The 26035-nt window shown below is 70.6% G+C and carries 19 protein-coding genes and 1 pseudogene; 7 read left to right on the plus strand and 13 right to left on the minus strand.

Features of this window, described 5'->3' with window-relative positions; genetic code table 11:
• Nucleotides 1-11: 11 nt before the first annotated feature.
• The 3 genes from ACTWNK_RS07325 to ACTWNK_RS07335 are packed head-to-tail and all read right to left on the minus strand — an operon-like array spanning nt 12 to nt 2937.
• On the minus strand, nt 12-935 hold the full coding sequence (locus tag ACTWNK_RS07325; RefSeq protein WP_474303010.1) for a 1-phosphofructokinase family hexose kinase: 924 nt from the start codon (nt 933-935) through the stop codon (nt 12-14).
• On the minus strand, nt 935-2068 hold the full coding sequence (nagA, locus tag ACTWNK_RS07330) for an N-acetylglucosamine-6-phosphate deacetylase (RefSeq protein ID WP_474303012.1): 1134 nt from the start codon (nt 2066-2068) through the stop codon (nt 935-937). The genes ACTWNK_RS07325 and nagA overlap by 1 nt, the downstream gene beginning before the upstream one ends.
• Nucleotides 2065-2937: an SIS domain-containing protein gene (locus tag ACTWNK_RS07335; protein ID WP_474303014.1), complete on the minus strand. Its 873-nt coding sequence runs from the start codon at nt 2935-2937 to the stop codon at nt 2065-2067. Before ACTWNK_RS07335 ends, nagA begins: the two co-directional genes overlap by 4 nt.
• Nucleotides 2938-3048: 111 nt before the next feature.
• Between ACTWNK_RS07335 and ACTWNK_RS07340 the strand changes: the two genes are divergently transcribed.
• Both ACTWNK_RS07340 and ACTWNK_RS07345 read left to right on the plus strand, forming a co-directional pair.
• A complete protein-coding gene (locus ACTWNK_RS07340) occupies nt 3049-3819 on the plus strand; it encodes a DeoR/GlpR family DNA-binding transcription regulator (protein WP_474303016.1) in 771 nt (256 codons plus the stop codon).
• Nucleotides 3820-3903: 84 nt separating this feature from the next.
• The gene (locus ACTWNK_RS07345) at nt 3904-5628 is read left to right on the plus strand and encodes a glycerol-3-phosphate dehydrogenase/oxidase (RefSeq protein WP_474303018.1); all 1725 of its coding nucleotides are present in this window, start codon (nt 3904-3906) and stop codon (nt 5626-5628) included.
• Between the two features lie 4 nt (nt 5629-5632).
• Here ACTWNK_RS07345 and ACTWNK_RS07350 read toward each other — a convergent pair whose 3' ends face one another.
• The 3 genes from ACTWNK_RS07350 to ACTWNK_RS07360 are packed head-to-tail and all read right to left on the minus strand — an operon-like array spanning nt 5633 to nt 10987.
• Complete coding sequence (locus ACTWNK_RS07350) at nt 5633-7723, minus strand: beta-propeller domain-containing protein (protein WP_474303020.1); 2091 nt, start codon at nt 7721-7723, stop codon at nt 5633-5635.
• 31 nt (nt 7724-7754) lie between these two features.
• Nucleotides 7755-9428, minus strand: coding sequence for an FAD-dependent oxidoreductase (locus tag ACTWNK_RS07355; protein ID WP_474303022.1), 1674 nt, complete (start codon nt 9426-9428; stop codon nt 7755-7757).
• Nucleotides 9425-10987 (minus strand): succinic semialdehyde dehydrogenase, encoded by a 1563-nt coding sequence (locus ACTWNK_RS07360; RefSeq protein WP_474303024.1) that lies wholly within the window; start codon nt 10985-10987, stop codon nt 9425-9427. Before ACTWNK_RS07360 ends, ACTWNK_RS07355 begins: the two co-directional genes overlap by 4 nt.
• Before the next feature lie 84 nt (nt 10988-11071).
• Between ACTWNK_RS07360 and ACTWNK_RS07365 the strand changes: the two genes are divergently transcribed.
• Nucleotides 11072-13630, plus strand: coding sequence for a protein kinase domain-containing protein (locus ACTWNK_RS07365; protein ID WP_474303026.1), 2559 nt, complete (start codon nt 11072-11074; stop codon nt 13628-13630).
• A 137-nt stretch (nt 13631-13767) separates the two neighbouring features.
• On the opposite strand, the gene ACTWNK_RS07370 is transcribed toward ACTWNK_RS07365, so the two are convergent.
• From ACTWNK_RS07370 to ACTWNK_RS07385, 4 genes and pseudogenes are all read right to left on the minus strand, one after another.
• Nucleotides 13768-14412, minus strand: a complete 645-nt coding sequence (locus tag ACTWNK_RS07370) for an N-acetyltransferase (RefSeq protein WP_474303028.1) — start codon at nt 14410-14412, stop codon at nt 13768-13770.
• A gap of 568 nt (nt 14413-14980) precedes the next feature.
• Complete coding sequence (locus ACTWNK_RS07375; protein ID WP_474311154.1) at nt 14981-15472, minus strand: hypothetical protein; 492 nt, start codon at nt 15470-15472, stop codon at nt 14981-14983.
• A gap of 45 nt (nt 15473-15517) precedes the next feature.
• Nucleotides 15518-15733 (minus strand): annotated as a pseudogene (locus ACTWNK_RS07380) (SUKH-3 domain-containing protein); the annotation flags it as partial.
• 478 nt (nt 15734-16211) lie between these two features.
• On the minus strand, nt 16212-17105 hold the full coding sequence (locus ACTWNK_RS07385) for a dihydrodipicolinate synthase family protein (RefSeq protein ID WP_474303030.1): 894 nt from the start codon (nt 17103-17105) through the stop codon (nt 16212-16214).
• Between the two features lie 72 nt (nt 17106-17177).
• Here ACTWNK_RS07385 and ACTWNK_RS07390 point away from each other — a divergent pair, with 72 nt between their 5' ends.
• The 4 genes from ACTWNK_RS07390 (at nt 17178) to guaA (ending at nt 22491) form a co-directional block, all read left to right on the plus strand.
• A complete protein-coding gene (locus ACTWNK_RS07390; RefSeq protein WP_474303032.1) occupies nt 17178-18080 on the plus strand; it encodes a LysR family transcriptional regulator in 903 nt (300 codons plus the stop codon).
• Between the two features lie 163 nt (nt 18081-18243).
• Nucleotides 18244-19737 (plus strand): DUF885 family protein, encoded by a 1494-nt coding sequence (locus ACTWNK_RS07395; protein ID WP_474303034.1) that lies wholly within the window; start codon nt 18244-18246, stop codon nt 19735-19737.
• Nucleotides 19738-19986: 249 nt separating this feature from the next.
• Nucleotides 19987-20838, plus strand: a complete 852-nt coding sequence (locus tag ACTWNK_RS07400; RefSeq protein ID WP_474303036.1) for an SDR family NAD(P)-dependent oxidoreductase — start codon at nt 19987-19989, stop codon at nt 20836-20838.
• A 102-nt stretch (nt 20839-20940) separates the two neighbouring features.
• The gene (gene guaA, locus ACTWNK_RS07405; protein WP_474303038.1) at nt 20941-22491 is read left to right on the plus strand and encodes a glutamine-hydrolyzing GMP synthase; all 1551 of its coding nucleotides are present in this window, start codon (nt 20941-20943) and stop codon (nt 22489-22491) included.
• 13 nt (nt 22492-22504) lie between these two features.
• Here the strand turns inward: guaA and ACTWNK_RS07410 are convergent, their stop codons facing one another.
• The 3 genes from ACTWNK_RS07410 to ACTWNK_RS07420 all read right to left on the minus strand — a co-directional run bounded on the left by ACTWNK_RS07410 (nt 22505) and on the right by ACTWNK_RS07420 (nt 25982).
• Nucleotides 22505-23692: an acyltransferase family protein gene (locus ACTWNK_RS07410; protein ID WP_474303040.1), complete on the minus strand. Its 1188-nt coding sequence runs from the start codon at nt 23690-23692 to the stop codon at nt 22505-22507.
• A gap of 44 nt (nt 23693-23736) precedes the next feature.
• On the minus strand, nt 23737-25224 hold the full coding sequence (locus ACTWNK_RS07415) for a hypothetical protein (protein WP_474303042.1): 1488 nt from the start codon (nt 25222-25224) through the stop codon (nt 23737-23739).
• Nucleotides 25225-25292: 68 nt separating this feature from the next.
• Nucleotides 25293-25982: a polysaccharide deacetylase family protein gene (locus ACTWNK_RS07420; protein ID WP_474303044.1), complete on the minus strand. Its 690-nt coding sequence runs from the start codon at nt 25980-25982 to the stop codon at nt 25293-25295.
• Between the last annotated feature and the right edge of the window lie 53 nt (nt 25983-26035).

Raw genomic sequence — 26035 nt, forward strand, 5'->3', positions numbered from 1 at the left:
GCTGGGCGCTCCTAGAACTCTCGGGTGATGACGATCTCCGGCAGGATCCGGTCGTGCACCGCACGCTCGACGGCCCCGGCGACGGGCGCGGCCACCGCGGCGGCGCCGAGCGCGGCGGCCGTGCGCAACCGCGCCTCCCACGGCGTCCCTTCGGCCAGCCCGAGCGCCAGCCCCGCCACCAGCGCGTCACCGGCCCCCGTCGGGTTGCCCGCGACCGGGTACGGCATGCGCGCCCGGAACAGGCCTTCGGGCGTGACGGCGAGCAGCCCGTCGGCGCCCATCGAGACGACGACGGCCGAGGCGCCGCGCCGTACCAGCTCGCGGGCTCCCGCCTCGGGTGTGCCGCCGGGCACGGCTCTGGCCAGCTCTTCGGCATTGGGCTTGAGCACGGTCGGCCGACCGGTCGTGGCGTGGCGCAGGGCCTCGCCGTCGGCGTCGACGATCACCGGAACACCGGCCGCGACGGCCTGGGCGGCGAGCGTGGCGTAGATGTCGGGCGGCACGCCTTCGGGCAGCGACCCCGACAGCACGACCGCACGCGCACCCGGCAGACGCGTGCCGTACCCGGCCAGGAAGGCGGTGAGCTCGCCGGCCGTGACGCGGGGGCCGGGCTCGTTGAACAGGGCGGTGCGGGCCGGGCCTGAGTCCTCGGTGACGACGAGCGTCGTACGGGAGTCGGAGGCGATCGGGGTCAGCGACGTGGTGATGGCGTGTGCTCTGGCCAGGTCGGCGCGGATGGCCTCGCCGGTCGGGCCTCCGGCGAAGCCCGTGACCAGGCAGGGATGGCCGAGCGCGGCCAGGACGCGGGCGACGTTGACACCTTTGCCGCCCGCGCGCCGATGCACGGTCCGGACGCGGTTGACGCCGTCCCAGTCGACGCCTGGCAGGGCGTAGGTGACGTCGAGGGCGGCGTTGAGCGTGACCGTGACGATCATCAGGGCTCCGTGAGCCAGGTGCCGTGCCGCATGACGCCCGCCACGTCGAGGGAGTCGGTCAGCACGACCAGGTCGGCGGCCTTGCCGACGGCGATCGAGCCCACCCGGTCGTCGATGCCGAGCACGCGGGCGGGGGTGAGCGAGGCGATCTCGACGGCCTCGGCGAGCGAGAGCCCGACCTCGGTGACCGCACGCCTGAACGCGACGTCCATGGTGAGCGTGCTGCCCGCGATGGAGCCGCCTTCGGCCAGCCTGGCCACACCGTCGACGACCTCGACGGTGAGCGCGCCCAGGATGTACTCGCCGTCGCCGACGCCGGTGGCGGCCATCGCGTCGGTGATCAGCGCGGTGCGCCCGGGACCGGCCACGGCATAGGCGAGACGGATCATCGCCGGGTGCACGTGCACGCCGTCGTTGATCAGCTCGATCGTGACGCGCGGGTCCTCCAGCAGGGCGGCGATCGGTCCCGGGGTCCGGTGTCCCAGGGCGGGCATGGCGTTGAACAGGTGGGTGGCGACGCTCGCGCCCGCCTCGATCCCGGCCAGCGTCTGCTCGTAGCCGGCGTCGCTGTGGCCGAGCGCCGCGATGACGCCTTCGCCGGTCGCCAGCTCGATGGTCTCGATCGCGCCGGGCAGCTCGCCCGCGATCGTGATCATGCGCACATGGCCTCGGCCCGCCTTGATCAGCGCGGCGACCTCCTGCGGCGACGGCTCGCGCAGCAGTGCGGGGTCGTGCGCACCGCAGCGCGCCTTGGAGATGTAGGGGCCCTCGAAGTGCACCCCCGCGAGCAGCCCCTCGTCACACAGCTCGGCCAGCGCGGCGGTGGCGCGGGCGAGCGCGTCGAGCGGCTGGGTGACGAGGCTGGCCATCAGCGTGGTGGTGCCGTGCGCGGCGTGCAGGGCGGCGACGGCCCGCGCCTGCTCCTGCTCGCCGCTGGGGAAGGAGCCTCCGGCCCCGCCGTGGTTGTGGATGTCGACGAACCCGGGCACGACGTGCCGCCCGCCGAGGCTGAGCCCGGCTCCCGGCGCGCCGCCCTGCCCTATGTGGGTGATGCGGCCGTCTTCGATGGTCAGCCAGCCCTGGTGCACGCCGTCGGGAGTCACCAGGGACGCGTCGGTAAGAGTGAGGCTCATGAAGAAAGGATCACAGATCGCGTGAGGTGCAGTGGCTCGTCGGGGTCGAGTCCCTGCGCGAACGCGCGTGCGACGGCGACACGCTGCGCCTTGATCAGCTCGGCCATGGGGTCGAGCGCGCTCTCGACGAACGCGCCACCCGTGGCCTCGACCTGCTCGCGCAGCCCTTCGGGCGCGGGGCCGAGCGCCCAGGTGACCCGGCGCGGCCCGGCGATGCTGATCGGGCCGTGGCGATACTCCATCGCCGGGTAGGCCTCGGTCCACGCGCGCGCCGCCTCCCGCATCTTGAGCGCGGCCTCAAGAGCCAGCCCGACCGCCCAGCCCGAACCGAGGAAGCTGTACTGCTCGGCGTCGGCGAGCCCGGCGGGCAGCGGCTCGGCGACCGCCTGCTCGGCGTCGGCGACGGCCTGGGTGAGGTCCTCGCCGAGGCTGGCACGCAGCAGGGCGAGCTGCGTGGTGGCGAAACGGGTCTGCACGACCGAGCGCTCGTCGGCGTAGTCGAGCACGATCGCCTCGTCGGCGAGCTTCATCACGGGTGTGCCCGGGTCCGCGGTGATGACGACGGTCTTCGCCGAGGTCTTGGCGAGCAGGTCGAGCACCTCGGTCGTCGTGCCCGACCTGGTGAGGGCGAGCACTCGGTCGTATGAGCGGCCGAGTGGAGCCTCCGACGCGGCGAAGGCGTCGGTCTCACCGTGCCCGGCACGCTCGCGCAGTGACGCGTAGGCCTGGGCGATGAACCACGAGGTGCCGCAGCCGACGACGGCGACGCGCTCGCCCGGCCTGGGCAGGGCGTCGGCGGGCACACGCGCGACGGCTCGGCGCCAGCAGGCGGGCTGTGAAGCGATCTCGGCCTCGGTGTGCGTCGTCACCAGGACACCTCCAATTGATTGTTTCTGATGTATTTATAGCATCATCGAGCAACTTTGTGCAGTGTGACCCGACGCTGGGCAGGGGTGGCGGCGCTGTGCCAGGCTTGCCCCATGAGCCGATATGAGCGGTGGAACTCGATCCTCGAGCTGCTCGCGCAGGAGGGCAGACTGTCCGTCGAAGAGGCCGCGACGGCCCTCGACGTCTCCACCGCCACCATCCGCCGCGACTTCGACCAACTGGCCCAGCAGCAGATGCTGATGCGCACCAGAGGCGGCGCGGTCGCGCAGAGCGTGAGCTACGACCTGCCGCTGCGGTACAAGACCGCGCGGCACGCCGACGAGAAACACCGCATAGCCGACGCCGCCGCCGAACTCGTCTCGCCCGGCGCCGTCATCGGGATGAACGGCGGCACCACGACCTCCGAGGTCGCCAGGACGCTCGCCACGCGCTCCACGCTGGAGGGCGGCTTCACCATCGTGACCAACGCCCTGAACATCGCCGCCGAGCTCACCGTCCGCCAGCACGTGAAGATCGTGGTGACCGGCGGCGTGGCCAGGCCGCAGTCCTACGAGCTGATCGGCCCCCTGGCGTCGGGCGTGCTCGACCAGGTCACGCTGGACGTGGCCTTCCTCGGCGTCGACGGCCTCGACCTGGAGGTCGGCGCCTCGGCGCACCACGAGGGCGAGGCGAGCGTCAACGCCCAGCTGATCGGCAGGGCGACCCAGGTGGTGGTCGTGGCCGACTCCTCGAAGATCGGCAAGCGGGCCTTCGCCAGGATCTGCCCGCTGGGGAAGATCGACACGCTGGTCACCGACTCGCTGCTGCCGGAGACGCTGGCCGTACGGTTGACGGAGGCGGGCGTGAAGGTGATCCGCGCCTGAGATCCGGGGGAAGCAGGAGCAAGTGGGCCTACTGGCGGGTAAGTATGGACGTGAACGCAGAACGGCCTACGGCAGGGGGACGCTATGACGGTGCGCATGGGTGCTGCCCGTCTTGGTCCGGTTGAGCGGGCGACCGCGCTGGCCAGGATGGGCGAGCATGAGCTCGACGTGGTCGTGGTGGGTGGCGGCGTGGTGGGCGCCGGGGTGGCGCTCGACGCGGCGACCAGAGGGCTGAGCGTGGGCCTGGTCGAGGCGCGCGACTTCGCATCGGGCACCTCGTCGCGCTCCTCCAAGCTCATCCACGGCGGCCTCCGCTACCTCGAACAGCTCAACTTCGACCTGGTCAGGGAGGCGCTGCAGGAACGCGCCCTGCTGCTGCAGCGCATCGCCCCCCACCTCGTACGGCCGGTGCCCTTCCTCTTTCCGCTGACGCACGTGGGATGGGAGCGGCCCTACATGGGCGCGGGCCTCGCGCTCTACGACACGCTCGGCCACACCTCGGGGTTGACCAGGGGAGTGCCCGGCCATCGGCATCTGTCGCGCAGGCGGGCGCTGCGCCTGGCGCCCGCGCTCAAGCGCACCGCGTTCACCGGCGCCGTGCAGTACTGGGACGCGCAGGTGGACGACGCCCGCTATGTGATGACACTGCTGCGCACGGCCGCCGCGTACGGCGCGCACATCGCGCCGCGTGCCCAGGTCGTCGGGTTCCTGCGCGAGGGCGAGCGCGTGACCGGCGTGCGCGTGCGCGACCTGGAGGCGGGCGGCGAGCTGGAGATCAGGGCCAGGCAGGTCGTCAACGCCACGGGCGTGTGGACCGACGACATCCAGGAGCTGGTCGGGGGGCGCGGCCAGATCCACGTGCGCTCCTCCAAGGGCATCCACCTGCTGGTGCCGCGCGACCGCATCCACTCGCTGACCGGGATCATCCTGCGCACCGAGAAGTCGGTGCTGTTCGTCATCCCGTGGGGCCGGCACTGGATCATCGGCACGACCGACACCGAATGGACCCTCGACAAGGCGCACCCGGCCGCCTCCCGGGTGGACATCGACTACGTGCTCGACCACGTCAACTCGATGCTGTCGGTGCCGCTGACCCGCGACGACGTCGAAGGCGTCTACGCCGGGCTGCGTCCCCTGCTGTCGGGGGAGTCGGACCAGACCTCGAAGCTGTCGCGCGAGCACGTCGTCGCGCACCCGGTGCCGGGCCTGGTGATGATCGCGGGCGGCAAGTACACCACGTATCGGGTGATGGCCAAGGACGCGGTCGACGCCGTCGCGCACGGCCTCGACCAGCGGGTGCCGCCCTCGTGCACCGACCGCATTCCTCTGGCCGGGGCCGAGGGCTACCAGGCCCTGTGGAACGCGCGCCACCGCCTGGCCCGGACCTCCGGCCTGCACGTCGCCAGGATCGAGCACCTGCTGCAGAGGTACGGCACGCTGATCGACGAGGTGCTGAGCCTGATCGCGGCCGACCCCTCACTGGGCAGGCCGCTGAGCGGAGCCGACGACTACCTGCGCGCCGAGATCGTCTACGCGGCCACCCACGAGGGCGCACGCCACCTCAACGACGTGCTGACCCGCCGCACGCACATCTCCATCGAGACCTTCCACCGGGGAGTGGCCGTCGCCCAGGAGGCGGCAGAGCTGCTCGCCGCCCCTCTGGACTGGGACGGCGAGCAGGTCAAGCGGGAGGTCGAGTACTTCACCAAGCGGGTGGAGGCCGAGCGGCTCTCGCAGGAGCAGGCCAACGACCAGGAGGCCGACGCCATTCAGCTCGGCGCTCCGGAGATCGTCCCGGTCGCCACCTGAGGCCTCAGGAGAACGGGATCCAGGCCTGCTCGTCGAGCGTGGCGGCGTCGCTGACCTTCATGCCCTGCTCCGACAGCGTCCACAGCGAGTCGCCGATGACGACCGTGCGGCGGATGCTGGGGTCGACATAGGTGACGCCGTCGTTCTTCGGCTGCGGGTGCCTGATCGTGCCGACCTTGGTGATGCCGGTGTCGGTGACCTTCAGCACCAGCGCCCCCATGTCCGGCTTGTTGGGGTCGGCCCAGGAGTTGACGGGGACGACCGCGGTGCCGGTCTTGGGCCAGAACAGGAAGGCGTGCGGGTCCCACTCGGCCTCCGAGCCCGAGTCCTTCTGGAAGGACTGCGCCAGGCGCTTGGGCGCGGCCGGGTCGCTCACGTCGAACAGCGAGATCTGCGCGCCGAGCGTCCTGCCCTTGTCGCTGGCCTCCTGGCCGAGCCCGATCAGCCTGCCCTCGCCTCCGGGGTGCAGATAGGCGGAGTAGCCGGTGATCTTGAGCTCGCCCGTCACCTTCGGCGCGGCCGGGTCGCGCAGGTCGAGCGTGTACAGCGGGTCGACCTGCTTGAACGTCACCACGTAGCCGATCGGGCCGATGAACCTGACCGAGTAGATCCGCTCGCCCTTGCCCAGGCCGCCCACCTCGCCGACCTTGGCCAGGGTGTCGGCGTTGAGCACGTACACGGCGCTCGAACTGGTCTGCTCGTTCGTCTCGGTGGTGGCGATGCGCAGACTGCCCTCGTGCTCCGACAGCGAGTACTGGTTGAGCAGCCGGCCGGGCACCTTGCCCGAAGCCACGTAGCGCGGCGCGCCTGGCGCGGTGATGTCGAACCGGTGGACCTCGGTCTCCTCCGGCGGGATCGGCGGCAGCGTCTCGGTCGGCACCGGCACCGCGGTGTTGGCCGAGACGGTGGCCTCGGGCGTGGGCGGCGGCGGGTCGCTCGGCGTCGGGTCGACGGCGGGAGCCTCGGCCGAGCCGGTCGGGTCGGGCAGCGTCGAGGGCTGCGAGGGGTCGGGCGTCGGCGGTTCGACCGTGCTGGGCACCGGGTCGACGACCGGCATCGGGTCGATCGGCATCGGGAACCACCAGCGCGGGTTGCTGGAGACGTACAGGCTCTTGCCGGTGCCGTAGACGGTGTCGCCGTCGGCGGCGATGCTGATCGGCGAGGTGGGGCCGACGGCCTGGCCGAGGTCGAGGGTGTGCACGGTCAGCATCGAGGTGCCGGTGTAGTCGTCGGGGTGGCTGACCTGCTCGCACGGGACCGTCTCGGTGCGCGTCTTGCCCGCCTCGTCGGTGACCTGGTACTTCGGCAGCCACGACTCGATCGGCGCCCGCATGACGACGGCCTTGTTGACCTTGATGCGCTCGGCCTCGGAGACGTCCTCGCGAGGGGTGGGGAAGACGATGTTCGGCTGGCTGCGGGTGACCAGGCGCACGGTCGAGCCGATGAGCCTGGCGTCGATGTGCTGGCCGTCCGGGGTGACCGAGCCGAGCACCTTGGGCTGCTCCGACAGGTCGACCAGCGTGTAGGTGGGGCCGCCCATCGGGCCGGCGATCTTGGCGGTGGCGCCCAGGGGGACCATGCCGCCGCCCGCGAACAGCACCAGCGCGCGGTCGCCGCTGATCAGCAGGTCGGCGGGTGCCCACGCCTGGTCGGCCTTGACCAGCCTGAGCTTCGCCGTGACCTTCTTGGTCGCGGTGTCGATGACCCGCAGCACGCCCTTGGTGACGGTGATGATCCGGTTGCCGTCGGTCTTGACCAGGTCGGGCTCGTCCACACCGGCTTCGTGCACATTGGTGGTGGAGTGCTCGGGCGCCCCCTTGCCCGAGGGCTCGGCCTTGGCCGACATGGCCGTGTCCTCCTGCATGCGGAAGAGCATCATGCCGCCCAGGCCCCACGGGCTCACGCTGGCGGCGGTCTTCTCGCGCAGCTTGGTGAGCATGTCCTCGCAGGTGTCGTAGGAGACAAGGCGGACATTGCTCAGATCGGCGACAGGCTCCTTGCCGTCGGCGGCCGGAGCCGCCGCGGAGGAGGAGCACGCGGCGCAGGCCGCCGCGAGGAGGGTGGCGGCAAGGCCCGCACGGATGAGCGTCTTCATGTCCTCTACACGGATGCTCCCGCCCGGCGGTTCAGAACACCAGCGGCAGCCTGAGCGCCCCGGGCGCCGCCTCGGGTACGGCAGGCCGCACCGGCGCCACCGCCGGCACCCGGGCGTATGCGGCTCCCATAGGCGGGCGCGGGTCGGGTTCGCCGTTGTTGGGCCACAGGGCCATCGCCCGTTCGGCCTGCGCGGTGATGGTGAGCGAGGGGTTGACGCCGAGATTGGCGGAGATCGCCGAGCCGTCCACGATGTGCAGGCCCTGGTAGCCGTGTACGCGGTGATAGGCGTCGATCACGCCGGTCGCCGCCGTCTCGCCGATCGCGCAGCCGCCGAGGAAGTGCGCGGTCGCCGGGATGTCGAACAGGTCCAGCCAGGAGCCCGCCGCCGTGCCGCCCACCTCTTCGGCCGCGTGCCGCACGGCCTCGTGTCCCGCCGGGATCCAGGTCGGGTTCGGCTCGCCGTGCCCCGGGCCCGAGTGCAGCCGGCCCCGCCGCCACGACAGCGTGATGGAGTTGTCCTTGGCCTGCATGACGAGGGCGATGACGCCGCGCCGCGACCAGCGCCGGTGCCGCAGCAGCCCGGCCACCCGCCACGGCCTGCGCAGCGCCTGACGCAGGAAGATCGCCCACCGGGGCCCGGCGCCGCCGTCGACGAGCAGCGTGCGCAGCATCGCCATGGCGTTGGAGCCCTCGCCGTACCTGACCGGCTCGATGTGGGTGTGCTCGTCCGGATGGATGGAGGAGGTGATGGCGACGCCGGTGTTGAGCCTGGGGCCCGCGACGCCGGGCGGTCGTTCGAAGCCGAGCAGGGCCTCGGAGTTCGTCCTGGTCAGCGCGCCGAGCCTGGGGGAGAGGCCGGGCAGGACGCCGTCGGCCTTGAGCCGGTGCAGCAGGCGTTGTGTGCCGTAGGCTCCGGCCGCGACGACGACCTGGCGTGCGGTGAAACGCCTGCGCCGCCACGGCGCTCCCGTGTGGTGCGCGGTGACCAGGTAGCCGCCGTCCACCGGCTCGACCGAGGTGACCGTGCACTCCGGGTAGATCTTCGCGCCCGCGCCTTCGGCCAGGTGCAGGTAGTTCTTCACCAGGGTGTTCTTGGCGTTGTGCCGGCAGCCCGTCATGCACGCGCCGCACTCGGTGCAGCCGCGCCTGGCGGGACCCGCGCCGCCGAAGTACGGGTCCGGCTCCTCGACGCCCGGCTCGCCGAAGTGCACGCCCACCGGGGCCAGCCTGAACGTCGAGGCGACGCCCATCCTGGCCGCGACCTTCCGCATGATCTCGTCGACGGGCGTTACCGTGGGGTTGCGCCTGACGCCGAGCATGCGGGCGGCCTGGTCGTAGTACGGCGCGAGCTCGGCCTTCCAGTCGGTGATGCCCGCCCACTGCGGATCGGCGAAGAACGCCTCGTGCGGTTCGTACAGGGTGTTGGCGTAGACCAGCGAGCCGCCGCCGACCCCGGCGCCCGCCAGCACCATGACGCCCGAGCCCTTGGCGCCGCGCAGGACGTGGATGCGCTGGATGCCCTTCAGCCCGGCCCACGGCGCCCACAGGAAATCGCGGGCCCGCCACGACGTCTTCGGCAGCTCGTGATCGGCGAAACGCCTGCCCGCCTCCAGCACGCCGACCCGGTAGCCCTTCTCGGCCAGGCGCAACGCCGAGACCGCGCCGCCGAAGCCCGAGCCGATCACCAGGACGTCGAAGCTCATTTCAGGCGCAGCTTCCGCATCGTCTTGAGCAGCCCGGCCAGCGTGTCGGCGTACTTCTCGTACGGCATGCCCGCCAGTGGTTCGAAGCCGAGCCAGGTCGCCTGCGAGGAGACGGTCTGCGACTCGGTGTACTTCAGCAGCCCCTCGCTGCCGTGCCTGCGGCCGAGCCCCGAGGCCTTCATCCCGCCCATCGGCGCGTCGTAGGAGGCGTAGGCCGAGCCGTACCCCTCGTTGATATTGACCGTGCCCGCCTTGATCTGCGAGGCGACGACCCTGCCCCTGGCCACGTCGCGGGTCCAGACGGAGGCGTTGAGGCCGTAGGCGGTGTCGTTGGCCAGGGCGATCGCCTCCGCCTCGTCGGCGAAGCGGTAGACGCTGACGACCGGGCCGAACGTCTCCTCGCGGCACAGGCTCATGTCCTCGGTGACGCCGCTCAGCACGGTCGGCTCGTAGAACAGCGGTCCGGCGTCCGGCCTGGCCTTGCCGCCGGTGAGCACGGTCGCGCCCTTGGCCACGGCCTCATCGACGTGTGCGCTCACGCTGTCGAGCTGGCGCTGGGAGGTGAGCGAGCCCATCTGGACCGACCAGTCGAGCCCGGCCCCGAGCCGCATGTTGCGCACCTGCCTGACGAAGCGTTCGAGGAAGGCGTCGTGTACGGACTCGTGCACGTAGAGGCGCTCGATGGAGATGCAGAGCTGCCCCGCGTTGGTGAAGCAGGCCCGGACGGCGCCCTGCGCGGCCACGTCGAGATCGGCGTCGGCCAGGACGAGCATCGGGTTCTTGCCGCCGAGTTCGAGCGAGCAGCCGATGAGCCGCCTGGCCGCCTCCTCGGCGATCCTGCGTCCGGCCTTGGTCGAGCCGGTGAAGGCCACATAGTCGGCGTCGTCCATCAGCGCGTCGCCGATCTCGGCCGGGTCGCCGAGCACGACCTGCCAGATCTCGCGCGGCATGCCGAGCTCGGCCAGCAGGTCGATCGTCCACAGGGTGGACAGCGCGGTCTGGGTGTCCGGCTTGTGCACGACGGCGTTGCCCGCCATGAGCGCGGGCACGACATCGGTCACGCCGAGCGACAGCGGGTAGTTCCACGGCGAGATCAGGGCGACCACACCCTTGGGGTGGCGCAGCTCGACCGTGCGGGTCGCGACGGGGAAGATGCCCTTGCGCGTCCTGGGCGCGAGCAGGCCGGGAGCGCGCCTGGCGAAGTACAGCGAGCATCCGGCGACGTCGAGCACCTCCTCGAAGGCGTGCCTGCGGGCCTTGCCCGTCTCCCACTGCACGATGTCGAGGATCTCGTCGCGTCGATCGAGGATCGCGTCGTGCAGGCGCAGGAACGGCTTGGCGCGCTCGGCCGAGGGCAGCTCGGCCCAGGCGCGCTGCGCCTCGCGGGCCTTGGCATGGGCGGCGCGTACGTCGCCGGACGTGGAGATCGGCAGTTCGGCCAGGGGTTCCCCGGTGAACGGCGCGATGATCCGCTGCGTCTTGCCTCCCGAGGTCACCTGGGCCGCGATGCGCGTGACGGTGTCCTGGTCGAGGGTGCGTGTTGCGAGAGCTCCAGCCATAGTAGAAGGATATTCGGCAAACCTACTCGGCGGTAGCGGTGCATCGGTTGGCCCCGCACTTGGCAAAGCGCCACAATTCCTCTTATGCCTACTTTCGCGCCGCTCAGATCCGGTGACCCCGCACGGCTGGGCGGGCACGAGCTCGTAGGACGGCTGGGAGAGGGCGGCCAGGGCGTCGTCTACCTCGCCGTCGACGAGAGCGGCGGTCACGTGGCGATCAAATGGTTACGCCCCGACCAGGCGGGCGACGCGGTGAGCGTCGAGAGGTTCCTGCGCGAGGTGCAGGTCGCCGAGCGGGTCGCCGCCTTCTGCACGGCCCAGGTGCTCGGCACCGGCGTCGAGGAGCATCGGCCCTACATCGTCAGCGAGTTCATCGAGGGACCCTCGCTGCAGAAGGTCGTACACGACGAAGGACCGCGCACCGGGCCCTCGCTGCACCGCCTGGCCATCGGCACCGCCACCGCGCTCGCCGCCATCCACCAGGCCGGGATCGTGCACCGCGACTTCAAGCCGGCCAATGTCATCGTGGCGCCCGACGGTCCTCGCGTGATCGACTTCGGTATCGCCAGGGCGCTCAACGCCACCTCCACGATCAGCTCGATGCCCGTCGGCACACCGGCGTACATGCCGCCCGAGCAGATACTCGGCCACACCGTCGGGCCGTCGGCCGACCTGTTCTCGTGGGGCAGCACGATCCTCTACGCCGCCTCGGGCAAGGCGCCCTTCGGCAGCGACACGCTGCCCGCCGTGATCAACCGGGTGCTCAACAGCCAGCCCGACCTGTCGACGCTCACCGGGACGCTGCTCGAAGTCGTCACCGAGTGCCTGGCCAAGGATCCCGCGCAGCGGCCGACGGCCGAGCAGGTCATCATGCGACTGCTGCAGCACCAGGTGCCGCGCTCCGGCCTGCTGCCCGAGGCCGCCGCCGCAGCCTCCGAACACCCGACGACCGCCTACCCGACCACCGCGTACCCGCCTTCGGCCAGGCCGCCGGTCCACCCCGCCGGGCCCGCCTCGCACCCGGGAGCGCCGTACGGGCCGCCCTCCCAGCCGTCGCCGCCGGGGGTGGCTTCGCAGCCTTCGCAGGCGGGAGCGCCGTATGGGCCGCCGTCGCAGCCGGGGGCGCCGTACGGGCCGCCCTCCCAGCCGGGGGTGCCGTACGCGGCGCAGGGGCCGGCGTCCTACCCGGGCGCACCGCAGGGCCCGGCCTCGCACCCGGGCACCCATCCCGGAACGACGGCCAAGGCGCCGCCCGGATACATGGGGACGACGGCTCATGCGCCCGAAGGCTATCCGGGTGCGGCGGCGCCCGCGCCGCAGCAGGGCTGGAGCGGTCCCTCCTCGCAACCGGGCACCGGCCCCGCCCCCCAGCCGCAGTGGCAGAACCCCTCCCAGCCCCAGCCCCCGTACGGCGCCGCCGCCCCCCAGCAGCCCCAGCAGCCCTACCAGCAGCAGGGCGGCGGCGGGTACTACCAGCAGCCCCCGCCCGGCCCCGGCTACCAGGCACGCACCCAGGTGGCACAGCCCAAGAGCGGCAACACGGCCCTGGTGATCATCGGCGCGGTCGTGGTGGCCGTCGTGGTCATCACGATCGCGGCGCTCGTCCTGCCCCCGCTGCTCAGGAGCGACACCAAGGCCGACCCGCGCAAGACATACGGCCCCACGGGCGAACCGACCTCCGAGCCCTACACGCAGGGCCGTACGACGCCTCCCGCGACACCCGAACCCCCCGCCATCCCCACCACGGACCTGATCACGACCCGGCTGCTCGGCAGCTCGGCCGAGATCTACGAACACCCCGACGACCCGGTCGCCCTCACCTCCTACGAGATCAAGAACAAGACCAGCGACGAATGGGTCGACTACGCGCGTACCAAGCTCGGCGGCTCCTTCAACCGCTACTCCGACAACTGGGAGAGCAAGGTCTCGCCCGATGGCCGTTACCTGGCCGGGCGGGGCAAGAGCTATGTCGACGACTACGACACCGTGACCGTCACCGACCGCGACACCGGCCAGAAGACCACGGTCAAGACGGTGAAGGAACCGCTGATCGCCAGTGTCAGAGGCTTCTCGCGCGACTCCTCCAAGCTCCTGCTCAATGTCGAGAAGAAGACCGGCGAGGAGTGGTCGTACCCCGGCTTCGTCGTCGTCGACATGGCCACGCTCACCGCCGACGTGGTCACCGCGTCCGGCGGGGCGATCAAGGGCGAGGCGTTCGGCTGGAACGGCGACAGCGCGGGCGTGGTCAACACGCCGGGCGCCGGCAAGGACAAGACGCTGCGCTTCTACGACCTCGACGGCAGGATCCTGCACGAGACGCCGAAGATCGGCTCACTGCCCTCGGGCACGAACGAGCTGTTCTCGCCCGACGCCACGCGCTTCACCACGACCTGCTCCGGTGGCGACGACGGCGAGCACTGCATCTGGAACAGCTCCGACGGCTCGGAGGTCAGCAGGTTCTCCTCCGACTGCGACAAGGTGCTCGGCTTCTACGACGACTCCCACCTGTTCTGCTGGGAACTCGACGACACCCCCGGCAAGGACCGCGTGATCGTCGTCGACAGGACCGGCGCCGAGGTACGCGTCCTGCTCTCCCTGCCTGACGGCAACGACTTCAGCCCGATCTTCACCCGGAAGTCGTGACGGGTTCCCGAAGGACGAGCCCGGCGTGCCCGACGTGACGGCGGCCCGCCGGAGTCCTGCTGGAGCACGCGTGATGGACGGAGCCCAGGTGGCGTCCCCCAGGGGGCATGACCTGGGCTCCGCCGTAACGGGAGGGGTCAGCTCAGGGGGTGGCTGACCCAGACGTTCGGCTCGACGTACACGGCGTGGTCGTGCTCCACGTCGCAATGCACCGGCACGAGCGCCTTCGGCACCACCACGTCCCCCGTACGGTCGAACGGCAGCCCCGTCCAGCCCCGCCACTCCGCGAGCGTCCCCGCCACCGTCATCGACCGAGGCGCCACCCTCACGATCGTCCCGCCCGCCCGCACGTGCACCCTCAGCCACGGGTCGTACGGCAGGCCGTCCTCCCGCGTCCTGAAGGCGTACTCGCTCATCGGCGTCCCCGGCTCCAGATGCTTCAGCGTTGGCCGCACCGGCGCCACCAGCCGCCCGAACCCCATCTCCTTCGCCCGCTCCCGCATCGCCCCCAGCATCACCTTCGACAGGCCGGTGCCCAGCCGGTCGTTGCGTACGGTGATCTCCAACGCCGAGACGCAGTCCGCCTCCTTCCCCGCCTCCCGCGTCAGCCACCCCCGCCGCACCACCGCGTCCCACCCGTCCAACGGCAACTCCGCCTCCCCCAGCCGGAACGACACCATGAACGCCCTGGCCACCACCTCCCCAGGCGCCTCGTCGTCCTCCGCGACGAGCACACAGCCCGGGTAGGCGTCCTCCACGATCGAGTAGTACAGCGTGGCCATGGGATCCTGCTCGACAAACGCCGGCCAGGAATGCTCCATCCCCCAAAGCCCCTCAACCAACTCGGGCCGCTCAACAAGCGTGCTTATCCGTATCGCCATACCCTCCATGCTCACACGACACCGCCTCCCCCCTCCGAGGCACCTCGACCACGCAGGCCCGTCAGGCGATCGTGCAGACCACGCATGACAACCGCCAATGCCCAACGAGCTCTCGCCGCAATGGGCCAGCCACATCAAAGCCGAGGCTCCCGCCTGCACTCAGGCCCCGCAGGTTTTGCCGTCGGCCAGGCCGGAGAAATACGCCAGAGGCCCGGCGGGGTCAAGGCGAAAGCCGTCCCTGACCCCACCGGGAACCGATCGAAATCCAGCAGCCTCGGCCGATGGCAGAACCATGCACGCCCAGCTCAGAGCGTCTGCAGGAAACTTAAGAGCGCTCGTCTTGACGGCAACCCAGGCGGACATCGGCGCCCTTCAGCATGCTTCGCAGCTCCTCTCACGCGTTCCAAGAGCAGTTCAAGAGATGCAAAGACCGAGCATTAACCGATGTCCACCAAACGAGACGATCATTTCATGAGAAGAAATCGCCGAAGTCAACCTCGACCGAGTAGTAGCCAGGTGCGGCAACCAACACAGATTCGAAGCCGAGAGGCAGCCCAGGACCGACAAAATCCGGTCCACCCGACCTGTTGAACCCAAGAGTTAGACCTGGACAGAACGGATTAAGCGGATCCGACTCGTCGAGATCGATTCCATGAGCTCTAATCTGTTCCAGGATCTGCTCTGCCTGAGTATTGAAGAGGTCCATTCCGTCCCACACGACCGAGGTGTCGAAGTTCTCTTGGGGTCTCCATATCTCGATCGCAGTAACGGTCCTACCATTCTCAAAATAGGCGAATATGTCGTACGCCAGCCGTGAATCCCGCACTCGCAGCTCCGGCGTAACTCCGCCCGCGACATCCTCCGGCTTCCCCCACGACCCCAGGGCCGCACGGGCCTCTTCAAGGCCCATGCCTATCAGGAGCGGCGAGATTCCTCGCGGAGGGTCGATCTCGAGCAGCATGATCCGCCTTTCCGTGACCATCAGGGACAGCCACCAGACCCTGTCTTGTAAGCCTGGTAGGCCGTTCGAATGAGTGGGCTCGACCACCAGGCCACCGAAGGTGGCCAGTACGGCCTCGGACAAAGGGCTAGCGCGATACCCCTCGTCGATCAGAGACGCGGTCCACCGGGTTATGTCGGCCCTCCGGCCAGGTAGCCACCCCGATGCGCCAAGCGCTGCTAGCACATCGGGGTGCATCGACTCGAATTCGATGTCAGGCATTATGCGCCGATCTCTAGGCTCCCTAAGAGTCGGCGCAGTGGCCGACGCACCGCCTCGGGCTGCGCCGGGTTCTTCGGCTCGGCGTCTGGATCAGGCCTTCTATCCTGCGGCTCCAAGGCGAAGGGTTCGAGTTCGGTCCCTGGAAACCATAGGTACAGGCGATACCTTCTCTCCGCCTCTCGGCGGAGCCTCTCAATCACCCTTGCGGCATTGTTCCGGTGATCTCACGGACAGCCCGGCTGGTTACCTCCTCACGCAACCTCTCGGTCTGTATCAGTCCACTCAACACTTGAAGGTTGATCACTGCTACCTCGCCAAGACAGGGGGATTCCATCAGAAGCGCGCGAGAACTGGAGTGCTACTGGCCAGCATGTAGGAGGTGTGCAGGATGCGTCGGGTAGCTGTCCACATTTGTTGCTGCCTCCACCCGGACCCATTGTCCTACTGCCTGAGCCCAGAAGAAGGGGCGCTGCATTCCTCACCCAGCCTCACCGACCTCCCCCAACCGCCCCAGCGCACCTTCCACCGCCCCCCGCGACGCCGCCAACAACGGCAACCGCACATCAGGCGTAGGAATTCGCCCCTGGGCATGAAGTACGCCCTTGAGTACCGCCGGGCTCGGTTCGGTGAAGAGGGAGGCGGACAGGGCGGCGAGAGGGGCGGTGGTGGTGGGGCGACGGCCATGGGACCAGGTGACGGCGTGGGCGACGTACGCGCCGGTCGCCAGGTGGGCGGAGGCGAGGATGCCGCCGGTGGCGCCGAGGGACAGGAGAGGGGACAGGAGGACGTCGTCGCCGGCCAGGACGGCGAAGTCGTCGGGCAGGTCGGACAGCAGGGCGACGGTGTCCTGGTCGATCGCGCCGGGGGCGTACTTCAGGCCGATGACGCCGGGCAGCGCGCCGATCGCACGCAGGCAGGCGGGGCTCAGGGCCAGGCCAGTGCGGTACGGGATGTGGTAGGCGATCAAGGGCAGCGGCCCGTCGGCCAGGCGGGTGAAGTGGGCCACGACCCCGGCCTCCGAAGGACGCGTGTAGTACGGCACGGGCACGAGGGCGGCCGTGACGCCGTCGTGTGTGGCGAGTTCGGCCAGGGCGGCGACGCTCGCGGCGGTGTCGTTGGTGCCGGAGCCGACGACGAGCGGCACGCCCCGGGTACGGCAGACGTGCGCGCACACCTCAAGGACGACGGCCTTCTCGGCGGCGTCGAGCGTGGCGGGCTCCCCGGTCGTGCCGAGTGCGACGATCCCGGCCGCTCCGGCGTCGAGCACGTCGAGGGCGAGGCGTTCGAGGGCGTCGGCCGCGACCTTGCCGGAGGCGTCGAACGGTGTGACGAGTGGCACGTAGATCCCGGTCAGGGCGGCGTGGTGGGTCATGGCCACGATCCTGCTGGGCGTACATCGTTCAGGTCCATCGCTGATTGGTGAAGCCGAGCGTAAGCTGAGCCGATGCTCGACGTACGCCGCCTGCGCCTGCTGCGCGAACTCAACCACCGGGGCACGATCGCGGCCGTGGCCCAGGCCCTGGCGTTCAGCCCCTCCGCGGTGTCGCAACAGCTGGCCGTACTCGAACGCGAGGCCGGGCTGCCGCTGCTGGAGCGCACAGGGCGGCGGGTGCGGCTCACTCCGGCGGGCCTGAACCTCGCCCGGCACGCCGAAGCGGTGCTCGAACGCCTGGAGGCGGCCTCGGCCGAGCTGGTCGAGGCGCGCAAAGGGCTCGCGGGGCCGTTGCGGATCGGCACCTTCCCCACCGCCGCGCGTGCGGTCCTCCCGGCGGCGCTGGCCGCGCTGGCACGGCGGCACCCGGGGCTCGAGCCGATGGTGTCGGAGATCGACCCGGCCGCGATGGCCGACGCGCTGCGGGCCGGTGAGCTGGAGGTGGCGCTGATCCACGACTACGACTTCGTCCCGCAGCTCGCCGAGCCCGGTCTGGCGGTCGAGCCGCTGTTCAGCGAGAGCATGTACCTGGCCACGCGCGACCCCTTCGACACCGCACGCGGACCGCTGATCGCCCAATGCGCGGACGCCGCCTGGATCACGGCCTCACCCGGTACGGCATGCCACGAGATGACCGTTCGCGCCTGCCAGGCGGCGGGGTTCGCGCCGAGGGTCAGGCATCGGATCGACGAGTTCGCCACCGTACTCGCCATGGTCGCGGCCGGGCAGGGCGTCGCCCTCGTGCCGCAACTCGGCGCCGTGGACACGCCTGGCGGTGTCGTCCTGACCCCGGTGCCGATACGCCGCCGTACGAAGATCGCCATCCGCAGCGGCGCGGCGGGGCATCCGGCGGTCACCGCCATCACCTTCGCCTTGCGTGACACCGTTCCGGACGGGCTCGGCAAAGACTGGTGACCCACCGCCGCAGACCTCTCGCGCTCCGTGAGCGACTCCCATCCCCGGCCCACACCTCCCCACCCCCCGGCCTCACACCGGCCGCCCACCCCTGACAGATCGTTGTCACGGACCCCCGCTCACCGCTGTGGGAGGAGGTATGTGCTGTTGTAGCGTCGATCACATGAGCGAACTCGATGCCCGGCTGCGGGCGGTCTGCGAACTGGCGATGCCCGCGATCCGCAGCGACGGCGGACGGCACGAATACGACGGACAGATCCAGGACCTGTCGCCCACAGGCGTACAAGCCGGACTGGCCAGGCTCGGGGCGGGCCCGGCTCCCGTCGATCCTTACGACGCCGAGCTGCTGCAGGTCTTCGAGCAGGCGGCCTACGTCGGGTACGGCGAGCTGGAGCTGCACCGGCGCAACCCGCTGGTGCACATCGGCAACCTCGACGTATCGGGCTACGACCGCGAGTACGCCCCAGAGGCGGACCGCGCCGAGGCCAGGGCCAGGCACCTGGCGCTGTGGCCGGAGGCCGTCGGGCATGCGATCGCCTCGCTCGACCAGGTCAGCGCGCCCGTCGCCACCTCGCTCGTCGGCGCGGCACGCGGACTCGCGGCGGGCGTCACCGACGAGGACGCGCTGGGCGCGCACCGGCTGCTCGTCGCGCACCTGGAGCGGGCCGCCACCGTGGGCGACCCGGACGCGGCGCTCGGCGGTGACGCGCTGGCCAGGCTCATGGGCTCGGGCGACGGCGCCGATGTCGACCTCGGCCGCCTGGCCGAGCGCGCCGACGCCGAGCGCGACCGGCTGTCGGAGCTGCTGGCCGAGGCGTGCGCCAAGCTCGGCGAGAAGGACAGGCCGCCGCTCGAGGTGTGTCGCGAGCTGGTCAGGGACCACCCCGACGCCGACGGCGTGATCGAGGCGGCCCGCATCGGCACCGAGGAGGCCATCGCGTTCACCCGTGAGAAGGACCTCGTGCCCTACCACGACGGCGAGTGCCTGGTCGGGATCGCGCCGGAGTCGCAGCGCTGGGCGATGGCGATGATGAGCTGGAACGGCCCCGGCGAACCCGAAGGTCCCTCCTGGTACTACATCACCCCGCCCGACGCCTCCTGGCCCGAGCAGGAGCAGCAGGAGTGGCTCGAGGTCTTCAGCCGCACCACGCTGCCCGCCATCAATGTGCACGAGGTGGCGCCGGGCCACTTCTCGCACGGCCGGGCGATCCGCCGCGCCTCCTCGGACGCGCGCAGGCTGCTGCTGTCCATGGCGTTCGTCGAAGGTTGGGCGCACTACGCCGAGGAGCTCTGCGTGGAGGAGGGGTTCATGGCCGACGATCCGCGTTTCGAGATCGGCGTGTGGCTGGAGGCGCTGATCCGCGTGACCCGGCTGGCGACCGCGATCGGCGTGCACACGGGGGCGATGAGCGTGGAGGACGGCGCCCGCAGGTTCGCCGCCGACACGCATCTGGCGGGCCCCGCCGCACTGTCGGAGGCGCGAAGGGCGACCTTCGACCCCACCTACGGGCGCTACACATGGGGCAAACTGGAGATCATGGAGCTCCGGGAGCGTGCCAGGCGCGAGTGGGGGGCGGGGTTCACCCTGCAGCGTTTCCACAAGGCCATGCTCGACCTCGGGGCGCCGCCGCTGGGCCTGCTGGCGCGGGCCCTGTGACCTTCGGGCGCCACGGCAGCGGCCGTGGCGCCGCCGTCCATCGCGTCGCCTACGGTGACGTTGTCCGTCACGTCGCCTACGGTGACGCGTCTATCGCGTCGCCTACGGTGACGTCGTCCGTCACGTCGCCCACGGGTGACGTCGTCCTCACGTCGCCTCCGGTGACGATGATCGCACTCGTGCCGTGATTCCCCTGACCGGGCGATCACGCTAGCGTCGAGTGCCAAGCGAGCGCTAGGGAGCAGTCCGATGCGTGAACTCTCCGGCAAGGTGAGCGTGATCACAGGCGCGGCGAGCGGCATCGGCAGAGCGCTTGCCGTTCGTCTGGCCCGCGAGGGCATGCGGCTCGTCCTCGCCGACGTCGACGCGGCCGGCCTGGCCGAGACGGCCGCGCTCGTCGCGCAGGCCAGGGGCGAGGCGGCGGACGTGCCCACGCTCACCCAGATCACCGACGTCTCCGACGAGATCTCGGTGCGCCACCTGGCCAACCGGACGTTCGGCGAGTACGGGGCCGTGCACCTGCTCGTCAACAATGCCGGCGTCTACCAGGGCGGCCGGATCTGGACGCGCACCGACGAGGACTTCTCCTGGCTGCTCGGCGTGAACCTGTGGGGCGTGCTGCACGGCATCCAGGCGTTCGTCCCGCGCATGATCGAGCAGGGCGAGGAGGGTCACATCGTCAACACGATCTCGGTGGCGGGCCTGCTGACCTCGCCCTACAGCGGCGCCTACGCCGTGTCCAAGCACGCCGCGCTGGCCGCGACCGCCGCACTCGCCCAGGACCTGGCCGTCGCCGGATCAAAGCTCAAGGTCACCGCACTGTGCCCCGGAGGCGTGAAGACCGCCATCAACCGCTCCGAACGCGTACGGCCCGCCGATCTCGTCGTCCCGAGGACCAAGGACGACATCGAGGCGCGCTCACGCATCGACGCCCTGGTCGGCAAGGGCATCGAGCCGGAGGAGGTGGCCGAGGCCGCCGTCGAGGCCATCCGCGAGGAACGGTTCCTCGTCCTCACCCACGACGGCTACGAGCAGGGCCTGCGCGAGCACATGGAAACCCTGCTGAGCGGCCGCGTGCCGTCCAGGCCCGCCTTCGAGTAGGACCTCCAGGCATCGGGCCCGCCTGTACCCGTCCACGAGTGGGGATTCAACCCGGCCGATACACTGAGGACACCGCATTCGTCTTACTGGGGGGTCTTCTCGGTGTCTGAGTTCGACACAGTGCTCGTGGTCGACTTCGGTGCGCAATACGCGCAGCTCATCGCCAGGCGGGTGCGTGAGTGCCAGGTCTACTCCGAGGTCGTCCCTTCGACGATGCCGGTCGCCGAGATGCTGGCCCGCAATCCCAAGGCGATCATCCTGTCCGGCGGCCCCTCGTCGGTCTACGCCGACGGCGCCCCCGCGGCCCCCGAGGGCCTGTTCGAGACCGGTGTGGCCACGTTCGGCATCTGTTACGGCTTCCAGGTCATGGCCCAGGCGCTCGGCGGCGAGGTCGCGAGGACGGGTGTGGCCGAGTTCGGCGGCACCAGGCTCGACGTCTCCGACGAGGGCGTGCTGTTCGCGGGGCTGCCCGCGACGCAGACCGTCTGGATGTCGCACGGCGACGCGGTCGCCTCGGCCCCTGAGGGTTTCGCCGTCACCGCCTCGACGGGCGAGACGCCGGTCGCCGCGTTCGAACACCCGGCCAAGGGCCTGTACGGCGTGCAGTTCCACCCCGAGGTGATGCACTCCGAGCACGGTCAGGCCGTGCTGAAGAGGTTCCTCGACGCGGCGGGCTGCCGTCCGACGTGGACGATGAGCAATATCGTCGAGGAGGCCGTCGAGGCGGTCCGCGCCCAGATCGGCCCGGAGGGCAGGGCGATCTGCGGCCTGTCCGGAGGCGTCGACTCGGCCGTGGCCGCCGCCATCGTGCAGCGGGCCATCGGCGACAGGCTGACCTGCGTCTTCGTCGACCACGGCCTGCTGCGCAAGGGCGAGGCCGAGCAGGTCGAGCGTGACTTCGTCGAGGCGACGGGCGTGAAGCTGCGTGTCGCCGACGCCGCCGACCAGTTCCTCAAGGAGCTCGACGGCGTCACCGACCCCGAGGACAAGCGCAAGATCATCGGACGCGAGTTCATCCGCGTCTTCGAGGCCGAGCAGCGCGAGATCATCGCCGACGGCCCGGTCGACTTCCTGGTGCAGGGCACGCTCTATCCCGACGTGGTGGAGTCGGGCGGCGGCACCGGCACCGCCAACATCAAGTCGCACCACAATGTCGGTGGCCTGCCGGACGACCTGCGATTCTCGCTGGTGGAGCCGCTGCGCATGCTGTTCAAGGACGAGGTGCGCAGGGCGGGCGAGGAGCTCGGCCTGCCCGCCGCGATGGTGTGGCGCCAGCCGTTCCCGGGTCCGGGTCTCGGCATCCGCATCGTCGGCGCCGTCACCAGGGACCGGCTGGACCTGCTGCGCGAGGCCGACGCCATCGCCCGCGAGGAGCTGTCCAAGGCCGGGCTCGACCGTGACATCTGGCAGTGCCCGGTCGTCCTGCTCGCCGACGTGCGCTCGGTGGGCGTGCAGGGCGACGGCCGTACCTATGGGCACCCGATCGTGCTGCGTCCGGTGTCGTCGGAGGACGCGATGACGGCCGACTGGTCGCGGGTGCCCTACGACGTGCTCGCCCGGATCTCCACGCGCATCACCAATGAGGTGCGCGAGGTCAACCGCGTCGTCCTCGATGTGACCAGCAAGCCCCCGGGCACCATCGAGTGGGAGTAACCAGGCGTCGCCCTCAGGCCGGTCGGCCCGCGCTCACCCGTTCGACGGGAGCGGGCTCGACCGGCCTGAGCCGTCTGGCCAGCCGCCGCCCGACGCCCTGCATGGGCAACTCGACGAACCGGTAGCTCAGATAGCTCACCCCGACGATCGCCCCGATCATCGCCAGCCCCAGCCCGAGCTGCGCCGTCCAGTGCAGCGACCGGGGATCGCCGAACGTCACGAAGAACAACCGCAACAACGACGCGTGCAACATGTAGACCGAGTAACTGATCAGCCCCAGCCACACCAACGGGTACGGCAGCCGCCGCTCGCGCAGCGCCATGAAGAGCGCGAACGTGCCCGCGGCCAGCGCCACCGTCGCCAGATGGGCGGGCCCGTTGATGGTGACGGGCTTGAGGAACGGCGTCAGGCAGACGAGCACGGCCACCCCGAGCACCGGCCAGAGCGCCGAGCCCTGCCGGTGCTGCCAGCGGTAGATCACCGTGCCGGTGAACATGACGGCCAGGATCATCGCACCCTGCCACGGCACCCGGCTGCCGACGGCGATCAGCGTGAGCGCCACCAGGGCCAGCACCCCGGCGCCCGCCGTACGGACCGGGCGTGATCCGGCGATGACGCAGGCGAGGCAGGCGGCGACCAGGACCAGCACCACGGGCGCGACCACGGGACCGGTCAGCAGGCCACGGGCAGGCAGGACGAAGGCCACCAGCACCGAGAGCGCGGCGAAGCAGAGGGCGAAGACGCCGCTGCGCCGGTGCACGCCCGCCACGAACAGCGAGGTGACCAGCAGGTAGAAGACCATCTCGTAGGAGAGCGTCCACATCGGCTCGGTCAGCGCCCAGGAGCCGGTGACCTCCATGAGCATCGAGATGTGCGCGACGGGGTCGATGTTCTTACGCAGCGGGGCCAGCGGGATCATCGCCAGCACGATGACGACGGTCAGCAGGTAGAGCGGGTAGAGCCGGAAGGCACGGCCGATCCAGAAGGCCCGCACGTCGCCCCTGCGCTCCAGCGAGGCGGGGATGATGTAGCCGCTGACGAGGAAGAAGACCAGCACGCCGTAGGTGCCGAGGTTGAACCACGTGGGACGCAGACCCGGCAGGAAGCGATAGGTCATGTGCTCGAGGAGCACCGCCATCGCGCCCAGACCGCGCAGGGTGTCGAGCCAGGCGAGCCTGGCGGAGGGGGAGTGGTCAGTCATAACCTGAGTCACCCTACCTGCGCTCCGCGCCTCAAACCGGGCATTCACTCCTGTCGCCGCCGGGGCAGCAGGCCCAGCAGCAGGCTGGGCGCCAGCAGGACGCCGATGAAGATCGGCGCCGCCATGTAGCGGAAGTCCTGGGCCGAGATGTTCGCCAGCACCGCGAGCTGCAGCCCGGCCACGGGCGCGCCGACGCCGAGTATCCAGCGGTTGCGCCGTACGGCGGCCAGCGCCGCGACCGTGACGTAGGTCAGGTAGCTCCAGAAGGCGCCGCGCCAGAAGAGCCATTCGTGCGCGCTGGCATGCGCCCAGGCGCCGAGCCAGCTGTCGGCGAGGTTGTACAGCCCCTGGGACGGCGGGCGCAGTGCCATCTTGGCCAGCTCGGGATGCGCCCGGACGAGGGCGAGCCCGGCGTAGTCGATGGCCGACGGCCGCCTGGAGAACTTGTAGGTGTCGCCGTCCTGGTCCCAGGGGCCCGGTGTGACCTTCCAGGCGATCTCGCCCCGGCACAGCCGGGTGCGCACGATGAGCATCGGGTCCTGCCAGAGGACACGCCCCCAGAGCGCGACCAGGTCGTCGGCCTCGATCTCGGCCAGTTCCCAGCTGAAGTCCTCACGCCAGATGAGCGGGTTGACCGTGTAGCAGTTGCCACCGGCCCACCATCTGGCCAGCGGCGCCACCCGTTCGAGCACGGCCAGGTCGGCGGAGGTGAACAGCAGCGGATCGGTGCGGTAGGCGACCGCCAGATCGGCGAAGGCCGTGTGGTAGACGTAGGTCCGCGACGGCGGCTCGATCCCGGCCCTCGGCAGCACGAAGGCACTCAGACCGAGCGGCAGCACCACGGCGGCCACGCCCACGAGCGCGAGCCGTGCCCGCGCGGTCCTGGTCAGCACGAGCAGGACGGCCACGGCGAAGCCCGCGATGAGGAAGCCGTTGGCCCGGAAGAGGCCGAGCCCGGTGAACAGGGCGAGCAGCGCCACCAGATGGCCCCGGCTCGCCCCGCGCGCCGCCGCGATCCTGGCGCAGACCGAGGTGATCGCGATCATGCAGGCGGTGAAGGGCACGTCCTTCCAGAACGTCACCGCGAACACCCCGAACGGCGGTGCGAACGGCAGCAGCAGCGCCACCGCCGTGGTCAGCCGGGGCGGCGCGCCCAGCCGTTTGAGCGACTGGACGAGGTGCACGACGGCCGAGGCCATGGCGGCCGACTGGGCGAGCGTGACCAGGCTCACGTCGCCGCTCACCCGAAGGCTCAGCCACAGCGCCGCGTCGTAGAGCACCGAGTGGTCGCTGCGCCACGGCCCGACCAGCGTGTGGGTCAGGTAGAGGACCGAGTCCTTGCTGAAGAGCCCCGGATAGAACGCCAGCCACCAGCCCAGCAGCACGACCTGGATCCACGCGAACATCAGCAGTGGCGTGCGGTCGCGCCTGCGCCGGTGCCGGTAGGCCTGGCGCAGGGTGTTCCTGATGACGGTCGCCCACCGGGTGTCCGGTTCGCCGGGCGTGGTGGGAGAAGGGGCGAACCCGGGCACCTTGCCCCCTCCCGTAGGCGCTGATGCGGGTATTCAAGGGGTGTTCGGGGCCGAGAGCAAACCGGCGGTCAGCGCGGCCAGCTCTCGCCCGCCTGCAGTGTGCGCCCGCGCAGCAGCGTCGTGACCGTGACCAGGTGGAACCCCTGCCGTTTGAGCTCCTTGACGAGTGCGGGCACCGCGCCGACGGTCTGCGGGACGATGTCGTGCAGCAGGACGACGGTGCCGCGCTTGGCGACCTTCAGCACCACGTTCCTGATCTTCTTGACGTCGCGCAGGCGGTAGTCGCCCGTGGCGCCGTTCCAGAGCAGCTGGGTCATGCCCGCGTAGCCGATGAGCTCGCGGATGCGCGCGTCCGTCGCGCCGTAGGGCGGGCGCATCATCGTGGGCCGCTTGCCGACGGTGTCGGCGATGACCTTCTGGGTGCTCTCGATCTCGGCCAGCACCTCGTCGTCGATGAGCTCGGTCAGCCGGGCGTGCGACCAGGTGTGGTTGCCGATGTCGTGGCCTTCCTTGGCCATCCGGCGCACGAGGTCGGGGCGCTTGCGCACGCTCTTGCCGACGAGGAAGAACGTGGCCTTGGCGCCCTGCTCCTTCAGTACGTCGAGCACGACGCCCGTCTCCTTGCCAGGGCCGTCGTCGAAGGTCAGCGCCAGGCATTTGACCTTGGCGCAGTCGACCTTGGCGCCGGTCGCCGCCTCGGCGGGGCCCGCCGACACCACGGTCGGCACTACCGCCAACGCCGTAACAAGCGCCAACACCCTGCGAACCATCACGTCTGCCTCCGTATCCTCGCTGTCCGGTCAATGGTGCA

This window comes from Nonomuraea sp. IBHARD001, assembly GCF_056106265.1.